Genomic DNA, 12,183 nt, shown 5'->3' with positions numbered 1-12,183 from the left:
TTCGAATATTCTAACAAATTATGGACATTTTGTATAAATAACTTACGAATCTTCTCTCATTTAGGCTTTTTTTAAACTAGATGCCTTTCTTAGGTACACTTCGTGCATGAATGGATAGTAAGTTATCGTGATCGGTAACTTTAGTTTCGATTCTTGGATTAGGTACAGTCATGATCAAGCGGAAGTTAGTTGTTATTGGAAATGGAATGGTGGGTCACAGATTCTGTGAAAAACTCGTGGAATATGGTGGGACTGACAAATTTGAAATTACAGTGCTCGGTGAAGAACCAAGACGCGCTTATGATCGTGTACATCTTTCGGAATACTTTGCCAACCGTTCTGCCGATACATTGTATCTTTCTGCCCCTGATTGGTATAGAAGTAACGGAATCAAATTATTATTATCAGAACCTGCTGTATCATTGGATACCGTACGTAGAAAACTGGTCACAAGTTTAGGAACGGAATTAGAATTTGATGAATTGATTTTTGCTACTGGTTCGTCTCCATTTATTCCACCTCTCGAAGGTTTAGACAAAGAAGGAGTTTTTGTATACCGAACCATTGAAGACTTAGAAGAAACATTAGAATACAGTAAAAAAATAAAAAAGGCAGCAGTGCTTGGTGGAGGTTTGCTAGGTTTAGAAGCAGCGAAGGCACTTGTTGATTTAGGAAAAGAAACTCATGTCATCGAATTTGCACCAAGACTTATGCCACGCCAATTGGACGATGGTGGAGCTGCCATCTTAAAATCAAAAATTGAAGAAATTGGTGTTGAAATCCATTTAAACAAACAAACAGAAAGAGTTTTGGGAGACAAAAAAATTGAAGGTTTTGCTTTTAAAGATGGGGGAACTTTAGATTTCGATTTATTAATTGTGTCAGCGGGGATTCGTCCAAGAGATGAATTGGCAAAAGAAGCAGGTATCACAGTTGGTGAACGCGGTGGTATCATTGTTGATGATGGCATGGGAACCAATGTCTATGGAATTTATGCCATCGGTGAAGTTGCACTCCACAGAAACTTTATCTACGGTCTTGTGGCTCCTGGTTATGAGATGGCAGAAACATTGGCGTTTAATCTATGCAGTCCAGGGAATAAACCAAAGGTATATTCTGGATCCGATCTCTCCACTAAACTAAAGTTAATTGGTGTGGAAGTGGCTTCATTTGGAGATGCACTAGGACAAAATGAACATTTACCAATCGTGTTTAAAAATCCAAGGAGTGGAGTTTATAAAAAACTTGTTATATCTCCTGATGGAAAGTATTTACTCGGAGGAATCCTTGTTGGGGATGCAAAGGCGTACGGTAATTTATTATCTTTTTATCTCAACAAAATGGAATTACCGGAAGAACCAGAAACATTAATTGTTGGATCTGTCTCTTCTGAAAATCTTTTTGGAGCTGATACCCTTCCTGATGAAGCAAAAATTTGTTCCTGCAATAATGTATCCAAAGGAGATATCTTAACGGCAATCCGAGAGAAGGAATGTTTCGATATCACAAGTCTTAAAAATTGTTCCAAAGCAGGGAGTGGTTGTGGTGGCTGTTTGCCCCAAGTGAATTCTATACTCAAAGCAGAATTAAAAACACAAGGAAAAGTAGTAACAGAACACCTTTGCGAACACTTTAAATTTTCAAGAAAAGAACTTTACCAAGTCATCAAAGTAAAATCATTAAAATCGTTTCCAGATGCGATCAAAGAAATAGGGAAAGGGAATGGTTGTGAAATTTGTAAACCAGCAGTTGCTTCCATCATTGCTAGTATTTGGAATGAACCGATTTTAAAACACAGAGAAATCCAAGACACAAACGATAAGTATTTAGCCAACATCCAAAGAGGTGGTACATATTCAGTAGTACCAAGGATTCCAGGTGGAGAAATTACTCCGGATAAACTCATAGTCATTGGCGATGTTGCAAAAAAGTACAATTTGTACTGTAAAATCACTGGTGGGCAAAGAATTGATTTATTAGGTGCAAGGATTGACCAACTTCCTTCTATCTGGAAAGATTTGGTGGAACATGGATTCGAAAGTGGACATGCCTATGGAAAATCAATGCGGACAGTTAAAAGTTGCGTTGGTTCTACTTGGTGTCGATTCGGAGTTCAAGACAGTACATCGTTTGCCATAAAACTAGAGGAACGTTACAAAGGAATACGTGCACCACATAAATTAAAATGTGGGGTATCTGGTTGTATTCGTGAATGTGCAGAAGCTCGTGGAAAAGATTTTGGAATCATCGCAACCGAAAGAGGATGGAATTTATACATCGGTGGGAATGGTGGTGTCAATCCAAAACATGCAATTCTCTTTGCAGAAGATTTGGATGAAGATACATGCATCAAGTACATTGATCGTTATATGATGTTTTATATCAGAACAGCTGATAAATTAATGAGAACTTCAACATGGCTAGAACAATTAGAAGGTGGAATTGAGTATTTAAAAGACGTCGTGATCAACGATCGTCTTGGTACCAATTCACAGTTAGATGAAGAAATGAAACATCTAGTAAATACCTATCATTGCGAATGGAAAGATGTTGTTGAAGATCCTGAAAAACAAAAAAAATTCAAACACTTTGTCAATAGTAGCGAAACAGATCCAAACATACAATTCACAGAAGAACGTGGACAAATTAGACCAGTAGATTGGATTGAAAAAGACCTCGTAAAATCATAAAGGAGACGATATCATGTTAGCAAATCAAAGTACAAAAGAAAAAGTATTCATTGGTCCAGTTTCAGACTTTGAAAAAGAAGGTGGAGTCAGTGCAAAAATCGGGAACAAACAAATTGCCATTTTTTACTTTGAGTCAAGAAATGAATGGTATGCTTGTGATAATGCATGCCCCCACACCGGTGATATGGTTTTATCTAGAGGTTTACTTGGAGATAGCAATGGAGAAGCAAAAGTTGTTTGCCCACTTCACAAACGGAACTTTTCACTTCAATCAGGTGAGTGTTTGAATGACGAAAACTTAAAAATTAATTTATACAATGTCATTCTAGAAAATGGTTCTGTTTATTTAGAAATGGAATCAACCCTGCTTCGTGAGCTTGGTGTCTCATCATGAAAGCCACTTTTCCAAATGAAAAACGTGGTAAGGTATTCCTTGTGGGAGCTGGACCTGGAGACCCAGAGTTACTCACCATCAAAGCATTAAAAATTCTTCGAAAAGCAGATATTGTTTTTTATGATGATTTGGTTTCACCTCGGATCTTAGGAGTGTGTAGGAAAAGGATTCAGATGGTTTATGTAGGAAAACGATCGGGAATTCATAGTTGTCTACAAGATGAAATCAATCAAAAACTCATCCAAGCAACTCATGATCATAATACTATTGTTAGATTAAAAGGAGGGGATCCTTTAATTTTTGGTAGAGTTGGAGAAGAAGTTGCATCCCTTCTCCAAGAAGGAATCCAATGTGAAATAGTTGCAGGTATCACAGCAGCTTCGGGTGTTGCAGCTTCACTTGGATTTCCTTTAACACATAGAGATTATGCAAGGGAAATTTTATTTTTATCAGGCCACAAAAAAGACGGAGTCAATTCTGATTCCTTTCAGAACGTAAACTGTATCGGGAAAACCATTATCATTTATATGGGTTTAAATTCGCTTGGAACGATTGTTTCCGAACTGATCAATTCAGGGAATCCAAAAGATACAAAAATGGCTGTGATTCAAAATGCCACCTTAGAATCAGAACGAGTTTTTACAGGGAATCTGGAAACAATGGAGACCATTGTAGAAGAAAACAATGTGAAGTCACCTGCGATCATCGTCGTTGGAGAGATTGTTCGATTATATGAAGAATTAAAAACATTAAAAAATGGCTGTGCTTCAATTCTATCTCCAATATAAGGGATAGGAATGAACGATATCACGGGAAAAAGAACCACACTCCGGTATGCAGAAGCCGAAGGTTTTGTCTACTGCCAAAAAGAAACTATACAAAGGATCAAATCAAATACTTTACCTAAAGGTGATTTGTTTGGAGTGGCAAAAGCAGCGGCTCTGTTAGGCGCAAAAAAAACATCAGAACTCATTCCACATTGCCATCCTGTTCCCATTGATTCTTTTTCGATCCAATTTGAAATCATTGAAGATAAAAATGCAGTTCGTATCACAACCCAAGCGAAATCCATAGGAAAAACAGGAATCGAAATGGAAGCATTAACAGGTGTGACTGTGGCAACACTTGTAATTTATGATCTATTAAAACCGATTGATAAATCATTAGAAATTTCAAATGTTCGGCTCTTGGAGAAAAAAGGTGGGAAAACCGACAAACAAATTTCAAAGTTTGCAGATGGTTCAACTGCAAAGATATTAGTGTGTTCGGACTCATGTTTTTCTGGAAAAAAAGAAGATGGATCTGGTAAAATCATCGCCGAACTTCTAAATAACGAAGGTGTTCAAGTTTTAGAAATCAAAATTGTACCCGATGAACCAAAAGAAATTGAACAAACTATATCTACTTGGACAAAAGAAAAAATAGATCTTATCATTACCACTGGAGGAACGGGTCTTGGCCCAAGAGATAACACAACCGATACCATCCAACCAATGTTTGAAAAAGAAATTCCAGGTATTGCAGAAACCATGAGATCCTTCGGACAAGATAGAACTCCTTTTGCCATGTTATCAAGATCAGTTGCAGGTAGTATTGGAAAAACGGTTATTATCGCAGTACCTGGGAGTAGCAACGGAGCACGAGAGAGTATAACAGCAATTTTACCAGCTGTTTTCCATGCAAAAAAAATGATGAGAGGGGAAGGTCATTGATCTCCTATTCAGAAGCAATCGATTTGATACTCAATGAATCAAAATCCTTTGGTTCAGAACTTATACCACTTAACCATGCATTAGGTAGAGTTTTGTCTGAAGAAATTTTTGCAGATCGCGATTATCCACCTTTTCATCGTTCTGCGATGGATGGATTCGCAATTTCTTACAAAGAATATTCGAAAGGAAAACAATTTCAGTATAATAGAGAACTACACGCAGGTTTCACCCTTTCTAAACTTCCGAATGAGTCGGTGATCCGCATTATGACTGGTGCCCCAGTCCCGGACGGGTACGATGTTGTGATCAAAATAGAAGATGCCAACCTTTCAGAAACAAATGGGATTCGATACGTCTCCTTTCCAATGGAACAGGTATTTCAATGGCAAAATATCGCAAAACAAGGTGAAGATGCAAAAAAAGGGGATTCGCTCCTATCGATTGGAACTCAACTACGTCTTTCTGAAATTTCTTTGCTCGCGAGTGTAGGTAAAGCGAATGTTTCTGTGTTTTCGTTCCCTAAAGTACGAATCATTTCAACAGGGAATGAAGTTGTTCCTATACATGAAAATCCACTTCCCCATCAAATCCGTGATTCAAATTCAGTAACGATTTCGACCTCGTTATTAAAATTCGGAATCATCCCCGATCAAATTACTCATGTACCTGATGATCAAATCCAAATGGAAAGCACCATAAAAGATGGATTGGAATCCGATGTATTAATTTTATCTGGTGGTGTTTCGATGGGAGAAAAAGATTTAGTCCCTAATTTACTAACGAAGTTAGGAGTGAAGAATATCTTTCACAAAACTGCCATTAAACCGGGAAAACCAATTTGGTTTGGCAAAAAAGATAACACGATTGTTTTTGGGCTTCCCGGTAATCCCTTTAGTGTACAAACATGTTTTCGCATTTTTATCGATCCTTATTTGAGAGCTTCATTTTCTCAACAACGAGAATCAAGTTTGAAGTTCCCAGTCCTTGATTCAAAAAAGAAAAAACATAACCTAACAGAGTTTTTTCCCGTTCAATTGGTAACAAAAGAAAAAACATATTTGGTTTCTATTCCCTTTAATGGAAGCGGAGATATCAAAGCAGGTAGAAACTCAGATGGACTTGGCATCTTTCCAAGTGAATCAAAAGAATTGAACTCCGAACAAGTAATCGAGTTTTTGCCTTGGTAAATTAAATCTCATCAAATTGTACGTTCCGTACACATATATTTCGTATTTTATACAATTCTTATTTTCTTAAGTGATTCATCTCCTTTCTCATTCTTTATGCTTAAAAAACACTAGTTTTTAAGCTTTTTACAAGCCATACCAAAATGGACATTTGGTACACTTTTTGCAAAGTAATCTTACATAAGGAGAATCATTCCCGTGACGATTACACCTCATGCGAAAGCAACTAAGATCGATTTATTCAGTTTCAATACTCCCCAAATGAGGACATTCCACCTCACTTGGATTGCATTTTTTCTATGTTTTTTTGGATGGTTTGGAATTGCACCACTTATGGTTTATGTCAGAGAAGAACTTTCTCTCACTAAAGCACAAATAGGAAATATCATTATTGCCTCTGTTGCAATAACAATATTTATGCGACTATTAATTGGATGGTTATGTGATAAAATTGGACCAAGAATCGCATACACTTTTTTGTTAATTTTCGGATCTATTCCCGTTATGTCCATAGGACTAGCTGACAGTTATTTATCAATTCTACTTTTACGTTTGGCAATCGGTGCTATAGGAGCATCATTTGTGATCACTCAGTATCATACATCGGTTATGTTTGCACCTAACATTATTGGTACAGCTAATGCTACAACCGCTGGTTGGGGAAATTTAGGTGGTGGTGTGACACAGATGGTAATGCCAATTATATTTGGCTTTTTTGTCGCATTTGGATTTACGACTGGTGTTTCATGGAGACTTGCCATGGTAGTTCCTGGAATAGCATTATTTGTAATGGGAATTATTTATTACTTCGGTACCCAAGATACACCTGGTGGAAATTTTAAAGACATCAAAGAATCGTATCCTACATTCCAAGGTGGTAAAAAAAATACACTATCTAACTTTCTTTTGGTGATAAATGACTCTAGAGTTTGGCTATTATTTTTAGCATATGGAGCTTGTTTCGGAATTGAACTAACAATTAACAACATTGCAGCTTTGTATTACGTAGATCAGTTTAAATTAACTCCAGCTACAGCAGGACTTATCGCAGGACTTTTCGGTTTAATGAATCTCTTTGCAAGAACGTTAGGTGGAGTTTTTGGAGATAAATTTGGTATCAAATGGGGATTACGTGGGCGAGTGATCTGGTTATCTGCGGCTCTTGCTGGTGAAGGAATTTGTTTGATCTTGTTTTCTCAAATGACATCACTTATCCTTGCTATCTCTTCCATGATTGTTTTCAGTTTATTTGTGCAGATGTCAGAAGGTGCAACATTTTCTGTAGTTCCCTTTGTTAACAAAAAAGCAATCGGTGCTGTATCAGGTATTGTTGGTGCTGGTGGGAACGTGGGGGCAGTATCAGCCGGATTTTTGTTCCGAGGAGAAGTCAGTTACCAAAATGCACTCTTAATCATAGGTGTGATCGTAACTGTCTCTTCCTTTTTTGCCTTATTAGTTCGATTCACAATGGAAGAAGAGAAAGAAGTTGGCGAAGAAATGAACCAAATCATACCGCAGGGAGAGAAAAAAGCGGAATTGGCAACAGCAAACTAACTTCAAAAGCGAACCCAATTTTTGATTGAGAGACAAATTTAAACTTGTCTCTCAAAAATTTCTTTTCTAAACTTTTTGTCTTAGGAGAGAAATATGGATCAAACACATTATCGTTCCTGTAATTTATGTGAGGCCATGTGCGGGCTCCAAATCGAAATCAAAAATGGGATCATTCAAAATTTTAAAGGTGACTCTCTTGATCAGTTCAGTAGAGGGCATATTTGCCCAAAAGGTCCCGAACTAAAAAGTTTATACGAAGATCCTGATCGAATTAAATTCCCTCTCAAAAGAACTAAATCAGGTTGGGAAAAAGTTTCTTGGGTAGAGGCACTTTCCGATATCGCAAAACAAATTGTAGAACTACAATCAAGGTATGGGAATGATGTTGTTGCCATCTACAATGGAAATCCAAATGTTCATAATTATGGTTCGATGTTATATGGACAAAGATTTGTCAGTCGGATCAAAACAAAAAATAATTTCTCTGCAACTTCAGTTGACCAACTTCCCCACCAACTTCTTTCCTATTTGATGTTCGGTCATCAATTACTTGTACCAATCCCAGACATTGATCGCACTGTATACTTTCTTATTTTAGGCGGAAATCCATTTGCATCTAATGGTAGCTTGATGACAGTTCCAGATGTTAAAAAAAGATTAAAAGCAATCCAAGACAGAGGTGGAAAATATGTAGTAATAGACCCAAGAAAAACGGAAACAGCAGAACATGCAAACGAACATATTTTTATCAAACCAGGAACGGATGTTTTTTTCTTACTTTCACTATTAAACGTAATATTTGATAAAAAACGAAACAAACCAAACGCACTAATCAAAGAGAAAGATTTGAATTCTATAATAAGTTTAGCGAAAGAATTCCATCCAAGTGTTGTTTCTAAAATCACTGGGATACCGATGGATACAATCGAAAAAATTGCGTTGGAGTTTGTGAATGCCTCGTCTGCTGTTTGTTATGGGAGAGTTGGTGTTTCCACACAAGAATTTGGTGCTTTGTGCCAATGGCTGATCAATGTCATCAATATTGTCACTGGAAATTTAGACAAAGAAGGTGGTGCCATGTTTACATTGCCTGCCGTTGATTTAGTAGGAGAAGGCTCGACGATGAGATCTTCACCTGGAAGTTTTAATACTTATCAATCACGAGTGAGAAAACTTCCGGAATTCAACGATGAATTACCTGTCTCAGCTTTAGCGGAAGAAATCTTAACGGAAGGAGAAGGTCAAATTCGAGCATTAGCAACATCAGCTGGGAATCCTGTTTTATCCACTCCTAACGGATCCAAACTTGAAAAAGCATTGTCTCAACTTGATCTAATGATTAGTTTCGATTTTTATATAAACGAAACTACAAAACATGCTCATTATATTTTGCCTCCAACATCTACCCTAGAACATGATCATTACGATTTAATATTCAATGTATTTGCTGTCAGAAATACTTCGCGTTATAACCAACCTTTATTCCCTCCTGAAGAAGGAATGTTGCATGATTGGGAAATTTTCTCCGATTTGACAAAACGAATCGAACTCTTACGTACTGGGAAGGAGTTACCAACTGAGTTGATAAGGACAAAACTAACGCCTGCTAGCATCATTGACCATGCATTAAAATCAGGTCCTTACGGAAGCAAAAATAATACTGAAATTCAGATGAGTTTGGAACTGCTAAAAAATAGTCCTCATGGAATCGATTTAGGACCACTCAAAAAATCATTTCCGGATAGACTTTACACAGAAGATAAAAAAATCCAACTCTATCCTCCTTTATTACAAAATGATATTCCTAGATTAAAAACAAAATTCAATGAACACTTAAATATTGGTCATTCGAATTTTCCATTTTTATTAATTGGAAGAAGGCATTTACGAAATAATAATTCTTGGATGCATAATTTACCCAAACTGATGACAGGTAAACCAAGGTGTACGATGATGGTTCATCCAGATGATGCAAGTTTTTTGGGAATCTCAAATCATGAAGAAGTAATCGTTGAATCAAAAGTTGGAAAGTTACAAATACCAGTCGAAATTACAGATGAATTGATGAAAGGTGTCGTGAGTATTCCCCATGGATTTGGACACAATCGAAGTGGTACAAGCCAGAAGGTTGCAACTCAATTTTCTGGTGTTAGCATCAATGACTTAACAGACGATCAGTCGATTGATGAGTTTTCTGGAAATGCTGCGTTTAGTGGGATACAAGTAAAAATTTTGAAAATTTCAAGTTAGTAAGGTTTGTGATCATTCAAATATTGGGACAATACTTTGCGACCTCCGATCAAAGAATATTTACTTTTAAATTTTGAAAGATAAGAAAGAGCTTTTTTGGAACGAACTCCAGTTTCGCATAAGCAAACAATCGTTTGGTCATATTTCAAATCTGGTAACTTTCCTTTTTCTAATACAGAAAGAGGAAAACAAAATGTTTCAGGTATGGGAGATTGTATAATCTCTTCATTTTCTCTTACATCGAGCAGTGTAACAGAAGTATTTAACTTCAGCCTCAAAAAACCTTCCACATCTATCTCTTGGTTCAACCCTTTGTTTTGAATCTGTTTATGATGACTGCCACAAGCAGTACATTCAGGATTTTTTTCCACTTTTGACTGGTAAAAAGAAAGTGGATTCCATTCTAAAAAATAAACAGAATTGAAATCAATTTGATTCGGATTTAACAAATATTGCAATGCCAAAGAAGCTTGGTAAGTTCCTGCTAATGTTGCCTGAATTCCCAATACACCTCCCTCATTACAACTCAATGTATCACCTTCACTTAAATCCGGAAACAAACAACGATAACATGGTTTCCCGACTCCAGAAAAAATAGCAAATTGAGCACTTGTTTTAAAAACAGAAGCAGTTACAAGAGGAATCTTTTTTGATAAACAAATTTCATTGATTGTATACTTTGATAGGATAGTATCTGTGCAATCCAACACTATATCCCATGTATCCAAAAAATCAATGTTAGACTTCGGATTCAAAAATTCCGAATAAATTTCTATCTGTAACCATGGAACGTGATTTTTAAGTACTTCAGTGGCTACCTCTACCTTTTTTCGACCAATATCTTTCCATGTAAACAATGTTTGCCGATGCAGATTGGAAACATCAACCACATCAAAATCCATTAGACCAATTCGACCGATCCCAGACAATGCAAGTTGCAAAGCAGAAGGACATCCTAAACCACCAACTCCAATGATAAGAACTGAAGATTCGTTCCATTTTTTTTGACCCTCTTGTCCAATTTCAGGAACTAAGGTTTGGCGTTGGAAATATTTTTCTTTATCTGTATTCATAAAAATATTGAACTATAACAAGAGGATACTTAAGAAATATATTTTTATCAAAATTTGGTTTTGATCTGCGGAAAAAAATCAATTTTTCTTTCCAACTAATAATTCCTGTATAAATTCGTTTATAACGATGTCCTTGGATACTAGAAAATTTGAAGTTTTGAGAATTAGTATCTTATCCCATTGTAATTTCGCATGTGTATATTGTGCACCCAAAGAAAAAGAAAATCACAATCCAAAAAAAGCATATAACCAATACCTAAGTCCAGAACTTTTAAATACAAATCTCACACGATTACTCCCACATATCGATATAAAAGAAGTACATTTAACTGGAGGAGAGCCTACCCTCCACAAGGATCTCATCCAATTAATCAAAGTTGTAAAACAACATTCGATAAAACAGATTGCTCTCACCTCAAATGGAAATTTTGACAAAGGACTCATAGAAAAAATGAAGTCCGCTGGTCTTACGAGAATCAATTTTTCATTGGATAGCATATCCCAGAAAGGTTTTGAAACTTTAAGTGATCGGAAAAATCCAGTGTTACAAATTTTAGACCAAATTGAAATAGCCAAAAAAATTGGATTCGATATCAAGATTAATTCCACGATCTTACGTGGATTTAACGATTCCGAAATATTGGATTTATTGGAATGGGCAGGCAAACGATCGATACCCATTCGATTTTTAGAATTTATGAAAATGGGTCCCCTCCATAAAGAACACCCATTGTATTTTTATTCTGCAGAAGAAATTCGAAACCAGATTAAAACAAGATACCAAATTAGAGATTATCCAACCGCACCAGACTCTACCGCACAATATTTTAGTACTGGGGAAGGATATATTTTTGGCATGATTGCCAATCATACAGAACCTTTTTGTGAAGGTTGTAATCGATTACGAATGGACAGTCAGGGTAGAATCTATGGTTGTCTGAGTGATGAAACTTCCTTTGAAATACCAAGTTCTAAAGACGAAATTGAATCTACATTAAACCAAGCTATGTTAACAAAAAAAACTAAATTCATTGGTTCTGAATTATCAATGAAATATATTGGAGGTTAGATGAAGGCAGAAATATTATTTTTTGCAGCGTTAAAGGATTTTTTTACAGCGAAACAAATAACAGAAATTGACGATGATATTTCGGTGACTCAATTAAAAGAATTGTTATGCAAACAAAATCCAAATGCATCAAAAATTATAAATGTAAGTAGGGTTTCAATCAATCAGAAAATTGTAAATGATTTTGATATGATTCCTAAAAACTCGATCATCGCAATTTTACCTCCATCGAGTGGAGGATAATTGATTAATCG

10 protein-coding genes are annotated in these 12,183 nt (G+C 36.2%); 9 read left to right on the top strand and 1 reads right to left on the bottom strand.

From position 1 onward, the window contains the following. The first annotated feature begins 170 nt into the window (after positions 1 to 170). The 7 genes from nirB (at position 171) to ND855_RS02700 (ending at position 9,787) form a co-directional block, all read left to right on the top strand. A complete protein-coding gene (nirB, locus tag ND855_RS02730) occupies positions 171 to 2,690 on the top strand; it encodes a nitrite reductase large subunit NirB (protein WP_265357087.1) in 2,520 nt (839 codons plus the stop codon). 13 nt (positions 2,691 to 2,703) lie between these two features. Beyond that, positions 2,704 to 3,084, top strand: coding sequence for a nitrite reductase small subunit NirD (gene nirD, locus ND855_RS02725; protein ID WP_265357086.1), 381 nt, complete (start codon positions 2,704 to 2,706; stop codon positions 3,082 to 3,084). After that, the gene (gene cobA / locus ND855_RS02720; RefSeq protein ID WP_265357085.1) at positions 3,081 to 3,872 is read left to right on the top strand and encodes a uroporphyrinogen-III C-methyltransferase; all 792 of its coding nucleotides are present in this window, start codon (positions 3,081 to 3,083) and stop codon (positions 3,870 to 3,872) included. The genes nirD and cobA overlap by 4 nt, the downstream gene beginning before the upstream one ends. A gap of 9 nt (positions 3,873 to 3,881) precedes the next feature. Beyond that, on the top strand, positions 3,882 to 4,796 hold the full coding sequence (gene moaCB, locus ND855_RS02715) for a bifunctional molybdenum cofactor biosynthesis protein MoaC/MoaB (protein WP_265357084.1): 915 nt from the start codon (positions 3,882 to 3,884) through the stop codon (positions 4,794 to 4,796). After that, positions 4,793 to 5,983: a molybdopterin molybdotransferase MoeA gene (locus ND855_RS02710; protein ID WP_265357083.1), complete on the top strand. Its 1,191-nt coding sequence runs from the start codon at positions 4,793 to 4,795 to the stop codon at positions 5,981 to 5,983. The genes moaCB and ND855_RS02710 overlap by 4 nt, the downstream gene beginning before the upstream one ends. Before the next feature lie 198 nt (positions 5,984 to 6,181). After that, the gene (locus ND855_RS02705) at positions 6,182 to 7,537 is read left to right on the top strand and encodes an MFS transporter (protein ID WP_265357082.1); all 1,356 of its coding nucleotides are present in this window, start codon (positions 6,182 to 6,184) and stop codon (positions 7,535 to 7,537) included. A 93-nt stretch (positions 7,538 to 7,630) separates the two neighbouring features. After that, positions 7,631 to 9,787, top strand: coding sequence for a molybdopterin-dependent oxidoreductase (locus ND855_RS02700; RefSeq protein WP_265357081.1), 2,157 nt, complete (start codon positions 7,631 to 7,633; stop codon positions 9,785 to 9,787). On the opposite strand, the gene ND855_RS02695 is transcribed toward ND855_RS02700, so the two are convergent. Then, positions 9,784 to 10,860 (bottom strand): HesA/MoeB/ThiF family protein, encoded by a 1,077-nt coding sequence (locus ND855_RS02695; protein ID WP_265357080.1) that lies wholly within the window; start codon positions 10,858 to 10,860, stop codon positions 9,784 to 9,786. The two genes, ND855_RS02700 and ND855_RS02695, sit on opposite strands and share 4 nt — an antisense overlap. A gap of 127 nt (positions 10,861 to 10,987) precedes the next feature. Here ND855_RS02695 and ND855_RS02690 point away from each other — a divergent pair, with 127 nt between their 5' ends. Both ND855_RS02690 and ND855_RS02685 read left to right on the top strand, forming a co-directional pair. Continuing rightward, positions 10,988 to 11,929: a GTP 3',8-cyclase MoaA gene (locus ND855_RS02690; RefSeq protein WP_265357079.1), complete on the top strand. Its 942-nt coding sequence runs from the start codon at positions 10,988 to 10,990 to the stop codon at positions 11,927 to 11,929. Next, on the top strand, positions 11,930 to 12,172 hold the full coding sequence (locus ND855_RS02685) for a MoaD/ThiS family protein (RefSeq protein ID WP_265357078.1): 243 nt from the start codon (positions 11,930 to 11,932) through the stop codon (positions 12,170 to 12,172). The last annotated feature ends 11 nt before the right edge of the window (positions 12,173 to 12,183 follow it).

Source organism: Leptospira paudalimensis, from assembly GCF_026151345.1.
Taxonomy (GTDB): domain Bacteria; phylum Spirochaetota; class Leptospiria; order Leptospirales; family Leptospiraceae; genus Leptospira_A; species Leptospira_A paudalimensis.
This window is presented reverse-complemented; position numbering and strand designations above follow the sequence as displayed.